The organism is Stenotrophomonas sp. NPDC077461, from assembly GCF_049545475.1.
GTDB classification, from domain to species: Bacteria; Pseudomonadota; Gammaproteobacteria; order Xanthomonadales; family Xanthomonadaceae; genus Stenotrophomonas; species Stenotrophomonas nematodicola.
The window spans coordinates 34,991-57,278 of the sequence record NZ_JBMWDO010000015.1; the positions used below are offsets into that span (position 1 = coordinate 34,991).

The following is a 22,288-nucleotide window of genomic DNA, read 5'->3' on the forward strand; positions in this document are numbered from 1 at the left end:
ACGACATGGATTCGCTGAACGACAGGATCGCCCGTCTCTCTCCCGCCGAACGCGACGCACTGATGCGTGCGCTGCGCCAGCAAGGCACTACGGCGGCACCGGCACCGATCCCGCTGGTGGATCGCAGCCAGTCCGTACATGCCGTCAGTCCGGCCCAGCAGCGCATGTGGATGTTCCAGGAGCGCGGCGGCAATGCGGCGTACAACATGTCGTCGGCGGTTCGCCTGCGTGGTCCCCTTGATCTGCCGGCGCTGCAGTCCGCGCTCGACGACCTGCAGGCGCGTCACGAATCCCTGCGGACCACCTTCGAGCTGGATGGCGTTGCGGTGGTGCAGCGCGTACATCCTGCCGGGGGCCAGGCGCTGACCCAGGTGGATCTGTCACCGCTGACAGCCGCCGATCGCGCCGCGGCGGTGGACGCCCGCTGCGCCGCGCTGAGCCAGCGCGTGTTCGATCTGCAGACCGGGCCCCTGTTCGAAACGCAGCTGCTGCGCGAGGACGCAGAATCGCATGTGCTGCTGGTGAACATGCACCACATCATCTCCGATGGCTGGTCGATGGGTGTCCTGATCGGCGAGCTGAGCCGCCTGTATGCGGCCCATGCGAGCGGGGCGACGGCGGCACTGGACCCGTTGCCGGTGCAGTACGTCGACTACGCGCACTGGCAGCAGGACCAGATGGGCCCTGACCAGGCGCGGCGCCACCTTGCGTACTGGCGCGAGCGTCTTGCCGATGCTCCGCCCCTGCTGGACCTGCCGGGCGACTATCCTCGCCCCGCGACCAAGAGCTTCCAGGCCGCGACGCTGTTCTTCGACCTGGATGCGTCCACGGCCGACGCGGTGGCCGCGCTGGCCCGTCGTTGCTCCGCTACGCCTTTCATGGTGCTGCTTGCGGCATTCGAGGTACTGCTGGGCGTCCACAGCGGGCGCAGCGATATTCTCGTTGCAACTCCCGTGGCCAATCGGGGACGCTCGGAGCTGGCGGGGGTCATCGGCTTCTTCGCCAACACCGTGCTGCTCCGCGATGCGATCGACACGGCACTCAGCTTCACCCAGCTGCTGGAGCAGGTGCGGCACGGCACGCTGCAGGCCTATGCCCACCAGGAGCTGCCGTTCGACCAGGTCGTGGACGCGCTGAATCCGGTGCGGAGCACCGCGCACGCCCCCTTGGCGCAGGTGTTGTTCGCGGTGCAGAACGTGCCCGGCGGGGATCTCGCGCTGGGCGGGCTGGCGATCGAGCCGATCGAGATCGGCCGTGAGGGCAGCGATTTCGATCTGGTGCTGGAACTGCAGCCGCAGACCGCCGGGTACCGTGCGATCCTCACGTACAGCACGGACCTCTACCAGGCCGCGACGATGCGCACCTTCGGTGCCCAGTACGGCGCGCTGCTGAGCGCGCTGGTGCGCGCGCCGGAGGCGCCGGTGGCTGGGACGATCGCGGCGGCACTGCCCCCGCGGTTGCCGTTGCCGGAAGGGGCGGCGGTCGATGCCACCACGGTGGCCGCCCTGCAGGCCCGCTGCGCGGACATGCGGCTGGTGGACGCAGACGGCGTCCACGAGGGCCGGGATCTGCTGCAGGCGGCGGTCCCCGCGGCCCGCGCGCTGGCGGGCACCGCCGGCCAGGGGGCGGTGGTCGGTGTGGCGATGGACGATGCGGTGGCAGGCTGGACGGCGGTGCTGGCGTGCTGGCACGCAGGCGTGGTGCCGTTGCTGGTGGACCGGACGTTGCCGGCAGGCGCGCTGCGCGCGCTGCTGGGGCGCCACGGCTGCACCGTCCTCATCCATGACGGAGAGGAACCGGCGTCGCCGCTCGACGCTGACCTGCGCGCGATCGCCTGGCGCGATCTGGTCGCGCCGGACGCCGCCGTCGTCCCGGACGCCCTCTGGTCGCCCCGTCTGGATGTACCGGCCCTGCAGGTGGACTGCGAAGGCACCGCACGGGTCTGCTCGCATGACACGCTGCATGCAGCGGTTCTGCGGCAAGGCCGCTGCTGCGCCTTGGTGCGTGGCGACGACGTGACCCTGTTGCGGCATCCCGGTACGGCAGGATTCGTGCGCGACATGCTGTGGGCAGGCCAGGCGGCGCGCGTGATCCTGCACGCCGGTGGCATGTCGGGCCAGGCGCTGCTCTGCGACGACCGCTGCATCGGCGAGGTGCAGGCGGCGCATCCGGGCCTGCTGCCGCCCATCCTGATCTACGTGGGCGGGGCCACCGATCTGAACCGCCTGCAGGCCAAGGTCGGCGGCGCGCTCGCCCAGCTTCACCATCTCCACGCGTTGACCCCGTCGCCGGCGCATGTAGTCGCGCAGTCGATGGCCGGCGGCAGCGCGTCGCCGGGTCAGGACCGCTGGGAGGCGTGGGATGCCGCGTTGGAGATCTGCGACGCGCAGGGCCGTGGCTGCGCCCCGACCATCGCCGGCAACGTGCGCGTGGCCGGTCCGTCGCCGCTGACGCTGCAGCGACGGGCGCGCTGGCGTCCGGACGGACAGTTGCAGTTGCTGCCGGGGCCGGCCGATGTGGTCCGCCGCGATGGCCATGCGCTCGCACTGGCGGGCATCGAAGCGACGGTGCAGGCGCATGCGATGGTCAAGGATGCGCACGTCGCGCTCCAGCCCACCGCTGACGGCGACCGGCTCGTGGTGTACGTCGTGGTCGCGCGCAGCGAAGCGGTGGCGTCGGTCGCCGAGGCCACCGCGCTGTTGCTGCCGGTGGGCCTCCGTCCGGACATCTGGGTGAGCGTATCGACCATTCCGCTGTGCGCCGACGGTCGGGTCGACCTCGCCGCGCTGAAGATGTGTCCTGCGCTGGCAGACACGGACATGGCGCGGGTAGCGCAGGCGCTGTCCGAGGCGACCGCAGGCGCCGATACGGCCGCAGTGCTGGTGGACACCGAGGTGCAGGCGCGTCGCCACCACCTGGCCGATGCGATTCCGGGCTGGCGTCGCCAGGCCGTGGAGCAGGCCCGGGTCGAGGATGCCGCCGACGCGACACTGCAGGCGGCGACCGCGCCGCAGGCTGACGCGCTGCTCGAGGGCAATGCCCTGCCGTCGGACCTGCCGACCGACCTGGGGGCCGTGCTACGGCGCGCGGCGGCCGGCGACCGGGGGGTCATCTGCATCGACCGCGACGGCGTGGCCGTGCGCCGCAGCTATGCCCAGGTGCTGGTGGAGGCCGAGAAGGTGCTGGGCGGGTTGAGTCAGGCAGGCGTTGTCCCCGGCGACATCGTGGTGCTTCAGCTGGCCGACAACCTGGACGTCGTGCCGGTGTTCTGGGCCTGCGTGCTCGGCGGACTGGTGCCGGTGCCGCTGGGGGTGCTGCCCAGCTATGATGTGCCCAGTGCCGGACGCGACAAGCTGCTCAATACCTGCCGGCTGCTGCAGCCCAGGGCGGTGGTGGCCAGCGCGGCCCAGTACAGTGGAATCGCCGCGCTGCTGCGTCGCGAAGACGTGCCCGTCGCCGTGCTCGACGGCGCCGTGCTCGCACGCGCGCAGGCACCGGGTCACCTGCACACGCCCGATGCGGATGACGTCGCCCTGCTGCTGCTGACGTCCGGAAGTACCGGCATGCCCAAAGCGGTGCGACAGAGCCACCGGGCGCTGATCGCACGCTCGGCCGCCACAGCGCTGCACAACGGATTCGATGCCGGTGCCGTATCGATGAACTGGATGCCGCTGGACCACGTCGGTGGGCTGGTCATGTTCCACGTGCTCGATACCTGGCTTGCCTGCGAACAGCTTCAGGTCGCCACCGAGTATGTGCTGGAGGCGCCGCTGCGCTGGCTGGACCTGATCCAACAGTACCGCGCAACCGCCACCTGGGCACCCAACTTCGCCTTCGCGCTGGTCAATGAAGCCGTGGACCACGCGCCCGAACGCAGCTGGGACCTGTCCTCGATGCAGTTCATCCTCAATGGCGGCGAAGCGATCGTCAGCAAGAGCGCGCGTGGGTTCCTGCGTCGCCTGCGCGCCTTCGGCCTGCCCGGCACCAGTATGCGCCCCTCCTGGGGCATGTCCGAGACGTGCTCGGGCGTCGTGTTCTCGCGACTGACCCTGGAGGGCAGCCGTGATGACGATCCGTTCGTCGCGGTGGGCGAGCCGATTCCCGGCGTGGCCATCCGCATCGTGGACGCCGACGACCGCGTGCAGCCGATGGGACGGGTCGGACGCCTGCAGATCCGGGGCCCGAATGTCACCAGCGGCTATCTGCACAACGTCGAGGCGACGTCGGAGGCGTTCACCGCCGATGGCTGGTTCAACACCGGCGACCTGGCCACGATCGGTGCGGTGGGGTTGACCATCACCGGTCGCGAGAAGGACGTGATCATCATCAACGGCGCCAACTTCCACAGCCACGAGATCGAACAGGTGGTGGATGAGACCGGCGCCGTGCAGATCTCCTTCACCGCTGCCACCGCGGTGCGCGAGCCGGGCGCGGCGACCGATCGACTGGCGATTTTCTTCGTTCCCGCCGCAGAAGCGGGGGACACCGATGCCGCCATCCGCGCGGTGCGGCAGGCGGTCCTGCGCGGCTGCCAGGTCAATCCGTCCTACATCGTCCCGTTGTCGGTCGACGATGTGCCCAAGACCTCCATCGGCAAGATCCAGCGTGGCCAGCTGGCCGCGCAGCTGATGGCCGGCCGGTTCGACAGCCTGCTGCGCACGCAGGACCTGCTGGCCGGCAACGCCAACACGGTGCCGGCGTGGTTCCACCGACGCACGTGGCGGCCTGCACAGCGTCGCGCGATGGGGGCACGCACGCCTGCTGCGCGGATCGCGTTCGTGGATGATGCGCTGCAGGCGCGCGCGCTGCTGGCAGCGTCGGGCGACACCGTGCCGCTATGGCTGGTGTGGCCGGCCGGTGGCGCGCCTGCCGTGGACATCGTCGCACCGGACGGGGCAACGCCTCGAACCCATGTGGTGCGCCGCGACCGCGCCGAGGATTACCGGGCACTGCTGGATGCCGCGCTTGCCAGCACGGCTGGCGTGCTGCAGCTGCTCTGGTTCTGGCAGGACCCCGTCGATGCGCCGGCGCACGACCCGGTGAGTGAGACCGATGCGGCCCTCGCTCCGGTGCGCACGCTGCTGCGGGTGCTGGCGCAGTGCGCCCCCGCGCAGGACGTGCAGTTCCTGCTCGCACGCGGCGGTGAGGCCGGCGCCACGGCGGCAGATGCCGCGTTGCCGGGCCTGCTGCGCACCGCCGCGCTGGAAGCGAGCTGTCTCGAACCCAGCCTGGTGCACCTTGCCGATGCCGACGCGGAGGGGACCGTCGCGCGGCTTCTGGAAGAAGGCAGTGCCGCCGCGCTCGATCACGAAGTGATGTACCGGCGGTCGCAGCGCCTGCTGCCTCGGTTGTCCGAGCTGGACGTCAGCGCCGCCGATGCACAGCCGTTGCCGCTGGTCAGGGGCGGAACCTACCTGCTGACCGGTGGCCTGGGGGGTATCGGCCGGTACCTGGCCAACCGGCTGTGCCACGAGTTCGATGCGCAGGTGCTGCTGATCGGGCGCAGCGCTGCCACGCCCGATGGCGATGCACGTGAGCGTGAGCGGGCCCGCGTCCTTGCCGAGCTGCGGTCGCGTGCGCGCGATGGCGCTGTGCTCTATGTCCAGGCCGATGTCACCGACAGCGCTGCCGTGTGCGCCGCCGTGGCCGAGGCCGAGCGGCGGTGGGGACGGAGGCTGGACGGGGTGTTCCACCTGGCGGGCGATCTGGCGGAGGGCGGCAATGTAGCCGCGCACTGGTCGCAGGCCAGCCGCCACGGCCTTGCGGAAGAGACCGAGCAGGCCTACCGTGCCGCACTGACGCCCAAGGTGGGCGGGCTGCATGCCGTGGTGCCGCTGCTCGAGGAACGCCCGTCGCTGCTCTGCGTGGCGTTCTCGTCGGTCAACGCGCTGTACGGCGGTGCGACGTTTGGTGCCTATTCGATGGCCAACGGTGCGTTGGCCGGGTATGCGGAACAGCTGCGCCCGCGCTTCCCCAACACCTACGTCATCGACTGGGCCATGTGGGACGACGTGGGCATGAGCCAGGACAACCCCGGCTATGCACGCGAGGCCTCGCGCGCGATGGGCTACCACGCCATCAGCCTGGAAGAGGGCTGGGTGTCGATGAAGGCCCTGCTGTGCCGGTCGCCAGGACGCTATTCGGTCGGGTTGGACGGTGCCAATCGACACCTGCTGCCCGACATCGAGGGCACGCCGGCCCGACGCCGCGTGCTGGCTGCCTACATCGCGGCGCCTGCGGCCCTCGTCGCACAGGCGACGGATACCTACCGCGATGGGCTGGGGCACCGGCATGTGCTGGATGTGCGGCCGTGCGAGCGCATTCCGCGCCTGCCCGACGGCTCCCTGGACGAGGCCGCGCTGGCCGGCATGGGCGCTACGGGCGCTGCTGAAGGCCATGATCCGCAGCTGCCGCGCAACGCCTGCGAGCGCACGCTGGTGGAGGTGTGGCGGCAGGTGTTGGGGCTGCAGCGGATCGGGGTGCATGAGAACTTCTTCGAGCTGGGGGGCGATTCGGTACTGGGCACGCAGGTGGTGGCACGGGCCAACCAGGCGGGATTGCGCCTGACCTCCCGGCAGCTGTTCGAGCGGCAGACCATCGCCGAACTGGCCGAGGTCGCGGCGCAACCGGACGCACCGGCGATTCTGGCCGAGCAGGGGGTGCTCAGCGGCGACTGTCCGCTGGCACCGATCCAGGCGTGGTTCTTCGCGCAGCCATTCGCGCACCCGCATCATTGGAACCAGTCGTTGCTGCTCAAGGTCAACCGGCCTTCGCTGGACCTGGCGGCAATGCAGGCCGCGCTTACCGCGCTGGTAGAGCACCACGACGCGTTGCGGCTGTGCTATCGGCAGGACGGGGGCCGCTGGCATCAGTCCTACGGTGCTCCGGAGGAGGTGGTGCCGGAGTGGCACGACCTGGGCATGCATGCACCGGAGGCGGCCGCCCAGGCCATGCAGGACCAAGCCGCCGCGATGCAGGGCAGTCTTGTGCTTGAGCGTTCGCCAGCCCTGCGTGCCGCGTGCTTCGACCTGGGACACGGCGAGCTGCGACTGCTGCTGGTGGTCCACCATCTCGTCACTGACGGGGTGTCCTGGCGCATCCTGCTGGAAGACCTGGCCACGCTCTACACCGCGCATGCGGCGGGTACACCGGCCCTGCTGCCGGCCAAGACCAGCGCCTACAAGGCGTGGACCGGGCAACTCCAGCACTACGCCCGCACTGAGCAGGCCAACGAGCAGGCGCGCTACTGGCACGGCATGCCGCTGGCGCCGCTGCCCGTGCCGCTGCTCGACGGTGGCCACAACCGGCATGGTGGACAGGAGCAGTACGAACTGGCGTTGGACGAAGGCGACACCCACTGCCTGCTCCGGGAGGCCGGCGCGGCCTACCGCACCGAGATCAATGATCTGCTGCTGTGCGCCCTGGCGCTGTCTGCCCGTGCGCTGACCGGCCAGCTTCAGCTCAGCCTGACGCTGGAAGGCCACGGACGCGAAGACCTGTTCGACCAGATCGACGTATCGCGGACGGTGGGCTGGTTCACGTCCATGTTCCCGCTCACGCTGGACCTGCCTGCCGCGGGCGACGAAGGGCGTTGCCTGCTGGCGGTGAAGGAGCAGCTGCGCGCGCTTCCGGGCAAGGGACTGGCCTATGGCGTGGTGCGCTACCTCGGGGCGGGTGTGGATGAGGCGCCTGCACCGGCGGTGAGCTTCAACTACCTCGGGCAGTTCGATCAGTCGATGGGGCAGGGCAGCCTGTTCGACCTCGCGCTGGAACACCCTGGGGCCATGCAGGCCCACGACGAGACGCGTACCCATGCGATCGACGTGGTCGCCTTCGTCAAGGACCAGCGGCTGCAGGTGGTGTTCACCTATTGTCCGACGTACGTCCGGAAGGAGGATGTCGCCGCATGGGCCGCGCAGTATGTCCAGGCGCTGCGCGGCCTGGTGGGACACTGCGTGCTGGCATCCAGCGGCGGACTGTCGCCCTCCGATGTGCCGCTGCTGGAGGACGGACAGGAGGAACTGGACGCGCTGGTCGCGTCCACCGGGCTGGCCTCGGCCCGCATGATCGAGACGATCTTCCCGGTCACCCCGATCCAGCACGGACTGATCTACCACTCGCTGCTGGCCCCCGGTGAGGGCGTGTATGTATCGCACCTCCGCAACCAGATCAGCGGGCGTCTGGACGCAGTTGCCTTCCAGCAGGCCTGGCAGATCGTGGCAGGGCGCCACGATGTCTACCGCGCCAGCGTGCAGCGCGCAGCGGGTGCGGTACCGGTGATGGTGGTACAGCGCAGCGTCGACCTTCCGTGGGTCTTCCATGACTGGCGGTCGCTGCCGCCGGCCCAGCAGGAGCAGCGCTACCAGGCGCTGCTGCAGGAGGACCGCGAGCGCGGCTTCTGTTTCGAACAGGCGCCGTTGCTGCGGGTCTACCTGCTGCAGTTTGCCGACGATGTCCACCGCTTCGTGCTCAGCGAACACCACGCGGTGTCTGATGGGTGGTCGCGATCGATCGTGCTCGCCGAAGTGCTGGCGTGCTACCAGGCGCTGGTGGCAGGCCGCCGGCCGACGCTGCCCGAACCCCGCCGTTTCGCCGATCACGTGGCGTGGCTGCGCCGCCAGGACCGCACCTCGATGGCCGCGTATTGGCAACGGACCTTCGAGGGACTGTCGCCGCGCCAGCCACTGGCCGGTGGCAGCCTCGCTGCTCCCGCACGCGGAGAGAAGCGTCCGTGCGCCTCGCGCGGCACCCTCGACGGACGGCACACGGCGGCCCTGCAGGCGCTTGCGCGTCGCTGCCAGTTGACGCTCGGCGTGCTGGTGCAGGGCGCCTGGGCGATTCTGCTCGCCCGCTACAGCGGCGACGCGGACGTGGTGTACGGGTGTACCGCCTCGGGGCGGCCGGTGGATCTGCCGGGCGTTGAACGCACGGTCGGACCCTTCATCAACAGTCTGCCGGTGCGGGTGCAGGTCGACGACACGCGGGAACTGCTGCCGTGGCTGGCCGGTCTGCATGCCGCGCAGTCCGAGCGTGAATCGCACGGACACTGCTCGCTCGCCGATATCGTGCAGTGGACGGGCCTTGCCGCCGGCACGCCGCTGTTCGACACCCTGGTGGTGTTCGAGAACTATCCTGCGGTCGATGGCGTTCTGGGCGATGGACTGCGGATCGACTGGGCCGACGCGCTGGACCAGACCGAGCTGCCGTTGACATTGATGGTCGAGCCCGGCGAATGCCTGTCGTTCTGCCTGTACCACGATGCACAGCGTTTCGCCCCGGCTGCTGCGACACGGCTGCTCGGCCATCTGGCCCGGCTGCTGCAGTCGATGGCCGAACAACCGGCCTCGGCGCTGGGCGCGCTGCCCATGCTCACCGCAGCCGAGCAGGCGGCCATTGATGGGGAGTGGAACGCCACTGCCACCGATCTGGGGGACCCCGACGCGACCCTGCATGGCCTGTTCGCTGCCCAGCTTGCGCGGACGCCGGATGCCGTGGCGGTCATCGCCGACGACAGGCAGATGACCTACCGACAGGTGCACCAGCACGCGCTTGCCGTGAGCCGGCGGCTGTCCGACGCCGGCGTGCGCCCCGGGCAGCACGTGGCAGTGGTGATGGAGAAGGGCTGGCAGCAGGTGGTCGCGGTGTACGCGGTTCTGTACGCGGGCGCGGCCTACCTGCCGATCGAGTCGTCCTGGCCGGCCGAGCGCCGTGCCTTCCTGGTCGGCCACGGCGAGGCAGCCGCAGTGCTGTCGGTGCCGGGTGTCGCCTGCGGCGATGTGCTGCCCGCGGGCGTGGCACGGCTGGACATCCACGCCGATGATGCGCTGCTGGAGGGGCCGGTGCCCGCACTGCAGGTGGCGGCCGATCTGGCGTACACGATCTTCACCTCCGGCTCGACGGGGCAACCCAAGGGCGTGATGATCGATCATCGCGGCGCGGTCAACACCGTCCGCGACATCAATGCGCGCTTCAACGTGGAGGCGCGGGATCGCGTGCTGGCGGTATCGTCGCTGAGCTTCGATCTTTCCGTGTATGACATCTTCGGCCCGCTGGCAGCAGGGGCTGCGGTGGTGATGCCTGCCGCGTCCGCGCAGCAGGATCCGGCCGCCTGGACGCAGCTGCTGCAGGCCCACGGGGTGACGCTGTGGAATTCCGTGCCGGCGCTGCTGCAGCTGCTGGTGGACGAGCTGGAGCGGCAGGACCGCTGTCTGCCCGGCAGCCTGCGGCTGGCGATGCTGAGCGGCGACTGGATACCGCTGTCGTTGCCGCAGCGCTACCGGGCGCGCTTCCCCGGCGGCGCGATCGTGTCGATGGGCGGGGCCACCGAGGCGTCGATCTGGTCCATTCTCTATCCCATCGGCGAGGTCGACCCGTCCTGGCCCAGCATTCCGTACGGCAAGGCACTGGCCAACCAGCGCTTCTACGTGCTCGATGCAAGGCTGGCGCCTTGCCCGATCGGCATCGAGGGCGACCTGTTCATCGGCGGCGTCGGCCTGGCTCTCGGCTACTGGCGCGACCCGGTGAAGACCGCCGCCAGCTTCATTGTCCATCCCGGCACGGGGGAGCGCCTCTATCGCACCGGCGACAGGGGGCGCTACCTGGACGACGGCAACATCGAGTTCCTGGGGCGCGCCGACTTCCAGGTGAAGGTCAACGGTTATCGCATTGAACTGGGCGAGATCGAAGCAACGCTGCAGCAGCAGCCGGGCGTTGGCGATGCGCTCGTGGTCGTCCGCGAGGACACGCCGGGCGAACGCCGGCTGGTGGCCTACGTGCGGCCCTCGGAGACCGGCGGACCGGTGGCGGCCACGCTGCGGGAGGCACTCGCCGAGCGCCTGCCGCATTACATGGTGCCGTGGCATTACGTGACGCTCGCGGCCTTCCCCTTGTCGGCCAACGGCAAGGTGGATCGCAAGCAGTTGCCGCTGCCGGACGGGCAGGCGGCGACGCTGCCGGTGGCGCCCGGTACCCTGTCGGCCAGCGAGGAACTGCTGCTCGGCATCTGGAGTGAAGTGCTGGACCGGCCGGTCGTGGACCGCGACAGCAACTTCTTCGAGATGGGCGGGCACTCGCTGTTGACCGCCCAGGTCGTGGTCCGCGCGCGGGAGGCGTTCTCCATTGATCTGCCGGTGCGCGCGCTGTTCGAGTCGCCCACGGTGGCTGGATTGGCATCCCGCATCGATGCGCAGCGGTCTGCAGGCATCTCCCGTCGAGCGCCGTCGGGGCCGGTCGCCGACGATGGCGCGCTGTCCTATGCGCAGCGTGGTCTGTGGTTCCTGGACCGTCTCCAGGGCCAGGACGCGACCTACAACATCACCACCGCGCTGCGCCTTGACGGGGTGCTCGACGAGGAGCGCCTGCGCGACTGCCTCGCGCACCTGGTGGAGCGCCACGCCGCCCTTCGCACGCGCTTTGTCGACGACGCCGGCGTTCCGCGGCGGGTGGTGGATGAGGGCATGGCGGACGCGATGCGGCTGATCGCCTGCGACGCGGAGGCGCTGGAGGTCATCGCGCGTGAAGAGGCCGCAGCGCCGTTCGACCTCGCGGCCGGGCCGGTGCACCGGTTCACCCTGGTGCGGATCGGGCCGGTGCAGCATGTGCTGCTGCTCAGCGTGCATCACATTGCCGCCGATGGCTGGTCGATGGCGCTGCTGCTGCGCGAGCTGGCGGCACTCTATGCAGGCGGTACCGAGGGCGCCCGGTTGCCGCCGTTGCGGCTGGGCTACGCCGATCACGTCGCGCGCGAACGCGCGCTGCAGATGGAGGGTGTCACCGGGACGCAGCTGGACTACTGGCGTGCCCGGTTGGCCGGCCTGCCCGCGCTGCTGCCGATCCGCACCGACCTGCCGCGGCCGGCCGTGCAGAGCTTCCGGGGCGCCACAGTGGACCTGCGCATCGGCGGCGCCGTGCGGGATCGCGTTGTCGCGCAGTGCAACAAGCAGGGCATCACGTTGTACATGTACCTGCTCGCGGCGCTGGATGTGGTGCTTGCGCACGCCAGTGGCAGCCGCGATATCGCGGTGGGAGCGACCGTGGCCAACCGCGCCGAGCGGGACCTGGAAGCGGTGTTCGGCCTGTTCGCCAACCAGGTGGTCATGCGCGTGGATCTTGCTGGTGATCCCACCTTCGAGGCACTGCTCCGGCGCGCACGTCAGACCGCCCTGGATGCGTATGCGCATCAGGACGCGCCCTTCGACCAGGTGGTGGACGCGGTGGGCCATCCCCGCACGCTGGCCCACACCCCGCTGTTCCAGGTGAAGCTGGTGCTGCAGAACGTCCCGATCCAGCAGGAGGCGATGCCCGGCCTGATGGTCGAGCCGGTGGGTGTGGACGCCGGCTCGTCCAAGTTCGACCTGCAGTTCACCATCGAGGAGGTGGAAGGCGAACTGCGTGGCAGCCTGAGTTTCAACACCGACGTATTCACCCGCGCCACCGCTGAGCGCCTGTCGGCACAGTTCGCGCACCTGCTCGACGTCTCCAGTGCAGCACCCACGCAGACCGTGGAAGCGCTGATCGAGGCACTGGCACGGATCGAGGACGCCGCGCAGGCGCGCCAGGCGGCATCGTTGCAGGAAGCATCCCACGGCATGCTGGCGCGCAGTCGTCGGCGCAACGCCATCATCAACGAAGGAGTCGTCGACCATGAGTGAGATCGAATCGCCGTCCTCGCTGTCCCTGTTGCGCCAGCGCAGCGGGCGGCGCCAGGTGCCGGTGTCGGGCAACCTGGTGGAGGAGCTGGACTTCGCCGACGGGCATCCGATACCTCGGCGCCTGCAGGCGAACGCCGGGGCGCAGATCGATCCCGTGGCCTGGACCCGCACCCATCGCGCGCAGTTGCGCGAGTGCCTGCTGCGGCACGGCGCCTTGCTGTACCGCAACATGGGCATCGACGATGTGGCCGTGTTCAAAGGCGTGGTGGATGCGCTGGGCGGCGGCGAACGGCTGACCTACGAGAACCGCTCGACGCCGCGCACGCAGCTGGACGACCGCATCTACACCTCCACCGAGTATCCCGCCGAGTACGCCATTCCGCTGCACAACGAGAACTCGTACACGCATGCGTGGCCGGGCGTCATCTATTTCCATGCGCAGCAGCCGAGCGCCGAAGGCGGTGAGACGCCGATCGCCGACAGCAGGAAAGTGTATGCGTCGCTCGATCCGGCGCTTCGCGAGCGCCTCGAACGGCGAAAAATAATGTATGTTCGCAACTACGGTGAACTGGACCTGTCTTGGCAGGAAGTGTTTCAGACTGAATCGCGCAGCGAGGTCGAAACATTCTGTGCCCAGGCGGGCATCGGGTTCTCGTGGCGGGAAGGGGAACGGCTTCGCACCTGGCAGGTATGCCAGGCGTCTGCAACACACCCACTGACCGGCGAGAAGGTCTGGTTCAACCAGGCCCACCTGTTCCATGTGTCTTCCTTGCCGGAAGACCAGGGGGCGATGCTGCTGGCCGCATGCGGAAGGGACAACCTTCCCCGGCATGCGTGCTACGGCGATGGGGGGGAAATAGAGGACAGCGTGCTGGAAGAGATCCGTGGCTGCTATGAACGCCATGCGATCCGCTTCCCCTGGCAGAGTGGTGACCTGCTGGTGTTGGACAACATGCTGTTCGCGCACGGTCGCATGCCGTTTCGCGGCCCCAGGAGGATTCTGGTGGCCATGACGGACTGAACCGTTGCAGCACTGTCAGCCAGGAACGCAGTTGGACTTCAAGGGATGAAGGAAAACCATGCTGGAAACTGATGTCGGATATCGTCTGTCACCCCTGCAGCGCCATGCATGGCAGGGACGCGGCACGGGAACGGGGTACAGCGCCGCAGTGTTCGCTCTGGATGCGCCGCTGACGCCGGATGCACTGGCAGCGCGGCTGCAGCGGCTGGCTGCCGAGCTGGAAATCCTGCGGGTCGAACTTGTCCAGGTGGATGGGCTGCGCGAACCGGTGCAGTACGTCCGCGAAACGGCGCGCTGCCATGTGGTCGCAGGCAGGCTGGCGACGGAGGCGGAGGCGGACGCGGACGTCGACACGCTGGTCGATGCCTGGCTGGACTGCAGCGCGAGCCGGCAGGCGAACCTGGCGGTGGCGCTGCTGGACGCAGCGACCGGCCCTCGGCACCTGCTGCTGCGCGCGCCCACCTGGATCGCCGATGACGCCGCGCTGGCACTGCTCGCGCAGGCGTTGGCCGCGTCCGAGCCGTTCGTGGCCGACACGCAGTACATCGATATCGCCGAGTGGATGCACGACGTCCTGGAAAGCCCGGTCGCCGAAGCCGGGCGCGCGTTCTGGTCCTCGCTCAACGCAGACGCCGCGCACGCGGCACGGCTGCCGTTCGCGCGCCATGCCGCCTCGTCCAGCGTCACCCCGGCGCGGCGGAACTACCGGGTGGAGAGCGGCGTGACCGGTCCGGTCGAACCGGAACTGCAGGCTCTGCTCGCCTGGCACGGCGTGCTCTCCCGATGGTGCGGCGTGGGCGCATTGGACCTGACGCTGTTCGATCACGGCCGCAGGTTTGACGAACTTGCCACGGTGATCGGGCCTGTCGCCCGCGCGATTCCGCTGCGCTGCGATACCTGCGGCCTGACGGCGGCCGACAGCGCGGCGCGTATGGCGGACGCGCTCGCGCAGGCGCGGCGGCATCAGGAGTATTTCGATCCGGCCCTGCCTTTGCCTGTGCACGGATATCAGTGGCGCACGAGCGGCGGCAACGGCGGTGCGCGGTGGCGCGGCGACAGCGGGCTGGCCATCATGCCGGGTCAGCTGGTGCTGCGGGCGGGCATCGACGCGGGCGCGTGGATGCTTGAATTCGTGTTCGATGCCCGCTGCTTCAGTGCGGCCGATATCGACGTGCTGGCAGAGCAGATGCGCAGCGCGCTGCTGCAGGCGCCGCTGGCGGGGTACACCCCGCTGTGCGGGCCTGCGGTCACCCCGGCGCGTCCGGTCAGTGCCGATGCCCTGTTCGATGCATGTGTGGCAGGGTTCCCACATGCGCCGGCGGTCCGGTCCGGGCAGACGGTCCTGGATTACGCGGCGCTGGATCACCAGGTGGGCCGCATCGCCGATGCGCTGCTCGACCTCGGCGTACGGCACGGTGATCGGATCGCGCTGGTGCTGCCGCGCGACGCGGCGTGCATCGCGGCGATGCTGGCCGCGCTCCGCTGTGGCGTTGCCTACGTACCGCTGGACCCGGACGCACCGACGCAGCGGCTTGCCGACATCCTTGCCGAAGCCTCGCCGCGCGTGCTGGTGCATGCCGGCGCGACGGACCGCTGGGCGTCGCTGGACGGCATGGCGACGCTGGATGTCACGCGGTTGCCGGCGCGGGCCGAAGCGGCGGTGCGCCCGTCGCGGATAGCGGTCGATCCCCTGCAGATCGCCTATGTGATCTATACGTCCGGTTCCACCGGCCGACCGAAGGGCGTGGAAGTCAGCCACCAGGCGGTATGCCACTACGTACAGGCCATCGAGCAGCGTCTGGGGCTGGAGGCGTCGGCGTCGCTGAGCGCGCTTTCCACGTGGACCGCCGACCTCGGCTACACGGCGCTGTATGGCGCGCTGCTCACCGGGCGCTGTTTCGACATCGTGCCGTCCGACACCGTGCTCGACCCGGCTCGACTGAGCCTGCATCTGGCCCAATATCCGGTGGACTGTCTCAAGATCGTCCCATCCCATCTGGCCGCGCTGCTGGAGGTGCCGGGGGGCGAGGCCGTGCTTCCGCGGCAGTGCCTGGTGCTGGGGGGCGAGGCGGCGGCACCGGCCCTGCTGGCGCGCCTGCGCGAGCGTCGGCCCGACCTGCGGGTCGTCAACCACTACGGCCCGACCGAGACCACGATCGGCGTGGCGACCCATGAGGCGCAAGGCGCACCGCATCATGCCGGCCTGCCCATCGGCCGAGCGCTGGGACACCTGCGGCTGCATGTGCTCGACGCACAGCTGCAGCCCTGTCCGGTCGGCGTGATCGGTGAGCTGTACATCGCCGGTGCCGGCGTGGCACAGGGCTATCTGTCCCGGCCCGACCTGACCGCCGAACGGTTCCTGCCCGAGCCGGTGTCCGGCGAGGATGCTCCCGGTACGCGCATGTACCGGTCCGGTGACCGTGCCCGCTATTGGCCGAACGGCGCGCTGCAGCTGCTCGGTCGCGCCGATGACCAGGTCAAGATCCGCGGCCATCGCGTTGAACCGGGCGAGGTGGCGGCGGTGCTCGGCCGTCTGCCCGGGGTCGGCGCCGCCGTGGTGGTTGCCCAGGAGGCCGGCGCGGACGCGTGGCTGGCGGCGTATCTGGTGCCCACCGGTGTGGTGCGTCCCGGCGATGCGGCGCTGCTAGCGCAGCTGCACACGTGCCTGCCCGCCCACATGGTGCCGTCGGCGCTGGTGTGGATGCAGCAGTTGCCGGTGACCGCCAACGGCAAGGTGGACCGGCGCGCGCTGCCGCCTGCCAGCCGCCAGCGAGGCAGCGGCCGCGCCGTGGTTGCGCCGCGCACGTCGCGGGAGCACGACATCGCCGCGATCTGGACCGCGCTGCTCGGCGTGGACGAGGTCAGCGTGGAAGACAATTTCTTCGACTGCGGCGGCCACTCGCTGCTGCTGGTGCAGCTGAAGGCACGGCTGGACGCCGCATTTGGCAGGGAGATGCCGATCGTGACCCTGTTCCAGGCCACCACCATCGCCGCCCAGGCGCGCTTCTACGACGCATCGTCGGCACCGGCGACGGGCCAGGGCGCTTCGACGGCCGAGCACGACATGGCGCGCCGTGCGGAGAAGGCGCGCGCGGCGCTGCAGCGCCAACGCGAGGTACGTACCGATGGCTGATACCTCTGTGCCGGCGCAGGCCGTGGCCATCATCGGGATGGCCGGACGGTTCCCGGGCGCGCCCGATACCGACACGTTCTGGGCGGCGATCCGTGACGGTCGGGAGTGCATCGTCGATCTGGACGCCGCTGCGCTGCAGGCGGCCGGCGTGGATGCAGCCACGGCAGCACGCCCCGGCTATGTCCGTCGTGCGGCGGTGATGGCGGCCGTCGAGGACTTCGACGAGGCCTACTTCGGTATCACCCCGGGCGACGCCCAGCTGAAGGACCCGCAGCACAAGGCGCTGCTGGAGTGCTCGGAAACCGCCCTGCAGGATGCCGGCTACGTGGCCGCCACCTATCCGGGGTTGATTGCCATCTACGCCAGCGTGGGCACCAGCGGGTATCTGTACCAGCATCTGCTGGCCTCGCCGGACATCGTGCACAGGGTGGGCGTGCACCCGCTGTACCTGCACAACGAGAAGGACTTCGCGCCCACCTTTGTCTCCTACACCCTCGGGCTGCGCGGCCCCAGCCTCAACGTCAACTGCGGCTGCTCGTCCTCGCTGGCGGCGGTCCACCTGGCCTGCCGCAGCCTGCTTCAGTACGAGACCGACATGGCCCTGGCCGGGGCGGCGTCCATCCTGGCAACGCAGACCAGCGGCTACGCCTACAACGAAGGCGGCATCCTTTCGCCGGACGGGCATTGCCGTCCGTTCGACGCCGCCGCGGCCGGCACGCTGCCCGGCAGCGGTGTCGGCATGGTGGTGCTCAAGCGCCTGGAGGACGCGATCGCCGATGGCGACCACATCCACGCGGTGATCCGTGGCTCGGCGATGAACAATGACGGCCGCGGAAAAATCGGCTTCACCGCGCCGAGCCCGGAAGGGCAGGCACGGGTCATCCGCGAGGCGCTGCTGGTGTCGGCGGTCGATCCGGCCGAGGTGGACTACATCGAAGCGCATGGCACCGGCACCCGGCTGGGCGACCCGATCGAACTGGACGCGCTGCATGCGACCTACGGCGCGGGTGGAACGCAGCCGTGCTACCTTGGCTCGCTGAAGGCCAACATCGGGCACCTCAATGCCGCCTCCGGCGTTGCCGGACTGATCAAGGCGTCGCTGTCGCTGGCGCATGGGCTGATTCCCCCGCAGGTGGGCTTCGTCACCCCGAACCCGGCGCTGCAGCTGAGCGGATCGCGGTTCCGGATTGCAGCCAACCCTGCGCCCTGGCTAACGCGGGCGCGGCCGCGCCGTGCCGGCATCAGTTCCTTCGGCATCGGCGGTACCAACGTCCATGCCGTGCTGGAGCAGGCGCCGCCGCGCGCGCCGGGGCGGGAGGGCGGCATCCACGTGCTGCCCGTGTCGGCGCTGGATGAGGTGGCGTTGGCGCAGTCGAGCGCCGCGTTGGCGGCCCATCTGCAGGCCAACGCCGGCTTGGCGCTGTGCGACGTGGCCCATACCCTGCAGCAGGGGCGGCGGATGTTGCCGCTGCGGCGCGCGGTCGTCGCGCGGACGCTGGAGGACGCCGTTGAGGCCCTGCGGCGGCCGGATGCCGGGACGCGCGTGGCGCAGCCTGGCGCGCGGGTGGCCATGCTGTTCCCTGGCCAGGGCAGCCAGTATCCAGGCATGGCGGCGGCGCTGCATGCCGCCGATCCGGCCTTCCGTGACGCGTTCGATGCCGGCGAACAGCTCCTGCGGCGCCTGCTTCCGCACGACCTGCGCGCGCTGTTGCTGCAGCCGGGCGATGGGGCGGCGGCCGAATGCCTGCGCCAGACCGAGGTGGCGCAACCGGCCATCTTCCTGGTCAGCCATGCGCTTGCCAAGGCATGGCAGGCCCGGGGTCTGGAGGCCGATGCGATGCTCGGGCACAGCCTGGGCGAGTATGTCGCCGCCACCCTGGCCGGGGTCTTCGACCTGGCGGACGCCCTGACGCTGGTCGTGGCGCGTGGGCGCGTCATGCAGGAAACGCCGCAGGGGGCCATGCTCAGCGTCGCGCTTCCCGCCGACGCGCTTGCGCCGCTGTTGCCGCAGGGCGTGACCATTGCGGCCTACAACGCGCCAGGACACTGCGTGGTGGCAGGCACCGCAGCAGACATCGACGCGCTCGACACGCAGCTGGCATCCACCATCGCGCGACGCCGCCTGGTGACCTCGCACGCCTTCCACTCGCCCCTCGTGGAAAGTGCCGTCCCTGCATTCCGGGCGGTGCTGGACTCGGTACGGATGCGCCCGGCAGTGCGTCCGTTCGTCTCCAACGTCACCGGCGACTGGGTCGATGCAGGGCACTGCGCCCGGTCCGACTACTGGGTGGACCACCTGCGCAGCCCGGTCCGGTTCGACCGCGCCGTACGCACGCTGCTGGCCGGTGGCAGCGACCTGCTGCTCGAAGTCGGCCCTGGCCAGGGGCTGACCTCGCTCGTACGGCACTCGCTGGCCGACGGCGCGCACGCCGCGGTCGCACTGTCCACCCTCGGGCATCCAGCAGCCGTTGGCGACGAGGCGGCGGCGATGGCGCGCGCCCACGCGCAGCTCTGGTGTCACGGTGCCGGTGTGGTCTGGAACGTGCCTCCCGCAGGTGAGCGCCGCCGTGTCCCGCTGCCGACCTATCCGTACCAGCGGCGTCGCCACTGGGTCGAACGCCCAGGCATGGCTGCGCCGCCGAAGGCGGCGGTGGTACCGTCCACGCAGGCCGCTGCGCAGCCACGGCACGAGACGGCACCGGTGTCCGGTGATGCACTGGCCTCGCTGCTGCTCACCCTCTGCGCCGAGCGGCTCGGGCGCGCGCACGCGGGTCCGGCGGACAACTTCTTCGATCTCGGTGGCGATTCCCTGGTGGCGACCCAACTGATCGCGCATCTGCGTGCCGCCACGGGCAGCCGCATCACGCTGGACCAGTTCCTGTCCGCCCCCACGCTGGGCGACGTGGTGGAGCGGGCGCGACAGGCATCGCCGGCGCCGGCCGCGACGCCGCTACCGGACGTGTCACCACTGGACGCCGCACAACGCACCCGCAAGGTGGCGCTGTCCGCCGCCCAGCAGCGGATGTGGTTCTTTGAACGCCATGAGGGAGGTGCAGGCGCCAACACCATCCTGACCACCGCGCGCCTGAGCGGACGCGTCGATCACGCTGCCCTGTGCGCCGCCTTCGAAGCGCTGGTCGCCGATCATGCTCCGCTGCGCACGGCATTCTTCGAAGAGGACGGCCGTCCCTGGCAGCGCGTGCTGCCGGCAGCCACGGTCGACATCGAACGGGTCACGGTCGCGCAGGGGCCGCTGCAGACCGGGGAGGTCGATCGGATCCTGGGCGACTTCGCCGCCCGGCCGTTCGATCTGGAGCAGGGTGGGTTGATCCGCGTCCTGCTGGTCTCTCTGGGCGAAGACGACCTGGTGCTGGCGGTCGCGCTGCACCATATCGTGGGTGACAGCTGGTCGATGGGCGTGCTGATCGCCGATCTGCAGGCGCACTACCTGCGCAGCATCGGCGCGGCCGACGGCCCGGCCCCTGGCGTACGCTCGCCGGACGCGATCGATGTGGCCGCCTGGCAGCGGTCGCCGCAGTGGCAGGCGATGGCCAGCGGGCAGCTGGCGTACTGGACGCAGACACTGGCGGGGGCGCAGACGCACGCCAGCATCGCCGATCCGGCACGCCGCAGCGTTGAACGCAGTTTCGACGGCAGAGTGGTGACGCGCCAGCTCGATGCATCGCTGGAATCGGCCATCGTCGGGTTCGTGCGTCAGCGCCGGACCACCCGCTTCTCGCTGTACCTGGCGGCCTATGCGCTGCTGCTGGCGCAGGAAAGCGGCGCGGGGGACATCGTGATCGGCACCGATGTCGCCAACCGCACCCGTCCCGAGATGGAAGGCATGATCGGCTTCTTCGTCAACCTGCTCGCGCTGCGCGTGCGGTTGCAGCCCGGCGAACAGGTGGACGCGTACCTGGCGCGCGTCCAGGCGCTGGCGATCGACGGCCACTCCAACCAGGACGTGCCCTTCGACCAGGTCGTGGCCGCGCTGGACCTGCCCCGCGACCGCCGTTTCGCGCCGCTGTTCCAGCACAAACTGGTGCTGCAGAACGCGCCCGTGCCACCGCTGCAGCTGCCCGGCGTGCAGGTGCTCGCCTGGCCGCATGCGCGCGAGTCGGCTGAGCTGGACATGGTGGTGACCGGTTGGAGCAACGACGCCGGGGCGGGGCTGCGCATCGAGTACAACCGGCTGCTGTTCGACGCCGACGCGGGTGAGCGCTGGCTGGGCAAGCTGTGCCTGCTGCTGCAGCGGCTGGTGGAGCAGACCGGGGTGCCGGTCGATGCGCTGCTGGCTGAGCTGCATGCGGCCGACCAGGCACGCCGGGAACAGGATGAACGACTGGCCGCCGGCAGAATCGGCATGGTCAAGCGACGACCAATCAGCGGCAAGGTTGCCGCCCAGGCTGACAGGAGTGAGGCATGACGATGGAACAGGACGCGGCCAGCGGGTTGCGCGGCACGCGCCGGCGCGGGATGAGCGTGTCGGGTGCCGGGCGCGTGACACGGTCGGTGATGCATGCGCAGTCCGGCCTGCCGCTGGTGTTCACCGCCCAGTCGCCCGGGCAGGTCCTCGGCGAGTGGATACAGGCCAACCGCGAGGAACTGGCCGCCCTGCTGCTTGAACACGGCGCACTGCTGTTCCGTGGCTTCGCGGTCGGCACCAGTGCCGCCTTCGAACAATGCATCGTCGCCGGGTCGGGCGCGTCGCTGGAGTACCGGTTCCGCGCCTCGCCGCGCACCACCGTGGCCGGCAACATCTATACGTCCACCGACTATCCCAGCGACCAGTGGATTTTCCCGCACAACGAGCATTCCTACTCGCCGGTCTATCCGCTTCACCTCTACTTTCATTGCGCCCTCCCGTCGTCCACGGGTGGTGCCACGCCGTTTGGATCGACCCGCCGGATCACCGCGGCGATTCCGCCGCACATCGTGGAGGCGTTCGAGCGACGTCAGATCCTGTACGTCCGCAATTATGGCGATGGCTTCGGATTGCCCTGGCCGACCGTGTTCCAGACCGATGACCGTGCCGAGGTCGAGCGCTATTGCGCAGGCGTCGGCATCGAGACCGTGTGGAAGTCCGGCGATCGACTGATGACGCGCCAGATCGGCAACGCGATGGTGCCGCACCCGCAGACCGGCGAGCGGCTCTGGTTCAATCACGCCACCTTCTTCAACGTCAGCACCCTGCCGCCGAGCATCGGCGCGGAGCTGATGCGCACCTTCCCCGCACATGACATGCCGACCAATACCTTCCACGGGGACGGCGGTGATATCGATCCGGACCACCTGACGTGTCTGCGCGACATCTATCGACGCGAGATGACCCGGTTCGACTGGCAGGCCGGCGACGTTGTCTGGTTGGACAACATGCTCGTCGTGCACGGTCGGGAGCCTTTCCAGGGGCAGAGGAGGGTGCTGACGGGCATGGCCCAGGCGCAGCGCGGCATGGCCATTGAAACGACTACTGAGGGGACGTGA

General features: G+C 69.8%; 5 protein-coding genes. All 5 read left to right on the forward strand.

The genetic code is table 11. The annotated features are described in order from the left end of the window. The first annotated feature begins 5 nt into the window (after nt 1-5). Genes ACPEH8_RS19195 through ACPEH8_RS19215 form a run of 5 tightly spaced genes read left to right on the forward strand, consistent with a single transcriptional unit; the run spans nt 6 to nt 22,288 of the window. Nucleotides 6-12,650: an amino acid adenylation domain-containing protein gene (locus tag ACPEH8_RS19195; protein WP_423667852.1), complete on the forward strand. Its 12,645-nt coding sequence runs from the start codon at nt 6-8 to the stop codon at nt 12,648-12,650. Nucleotides 12,651-12,678: 28 nt separating this feature from the next. Beyond that, nucleotides 12,679-13,671, forward strand: a complete 993-nt coding sequence (locus tag ACPEH8_RS19200; RefSeq protein WP_312708353.1) for a TauD/TfdA family dioxygenase — start codon at nt 12,679-12,681, stop codon at nt 13,669-13,671. Nucleotides 13,672-13,729: 58 nt separating this feature from the next. Next, on the forward strand, nt 13,730-16,804 hold the full coding sequence (locus ACPEH8_RS19205; RefSeq protein WP_423667855.1) for a non-ribosomal peptide synthetase: 3,075 nt from the start codon (nt 13,730-13,732) through the stop codon (nt 16,802-16,804). Beyond that, on the forward strand, nt 16,797-21,230 hold the full coding sequence (locus ACPEH8_RS19210; RefSeq protein WP_423667858.1) for a type I polyketide synthase: 4,434 nt from the start codon (nt 16,797-16,799) through the stop codon (nt 21,228-21,230). Before ACPEH8_RS19205 ends, ACPEH8_RS19210 begins: the two co-directional genes overlap by 8 nt. After that, a complete protein-coding gene (locus tag ACPEH8_RS19215) occupies nt 21,227-22,288 on the forward strand; it encodes a TauD/TfdA family dioxygenase (RefSeq protein WP_423667861.1) in 1,062 nt (353 codons plus the stop codon). The genes ACPEH8_RS19210 and ACPEH8_RS19215 overlap by 4 nt, the downstream gene beginning before the upstream one ends.

What these genes read in the sequence shown, in the direction of transcription:
- ACPEH8_RS19195 (WP_423667852.1), top strand. Translation starts at nt 6, where the DNA reads ATGGATTCGCTGAACGACAGGATCGCCCGTCTCTCTCCCGCCGAACGC.
- ACPEH8_RS19205 (WP_423667855.1), top strand. Translation starts at nt 13,730, where the DNA reads ATGCTGGAAACTGATGTCGGATATCGTCTGTCACCCCTGCAGCGCCAT.
- ACPEH8_RS19210 (WP_423667858.1), top strand. Translation starts at nt 16,797, where the DNA reads ATGGCTGATACCTCTGTGCCGGCGCAGGCCGTGGCCATCATCGGGATG.
- ACPEH8_RS19215 (WP_423667861.1), top strand. Translation starts at nt 21,227, where the DNA reads ATGACGATGGAACAGGACGCGGCCAGCGGGTTGCGCGGCACGCGCCGG.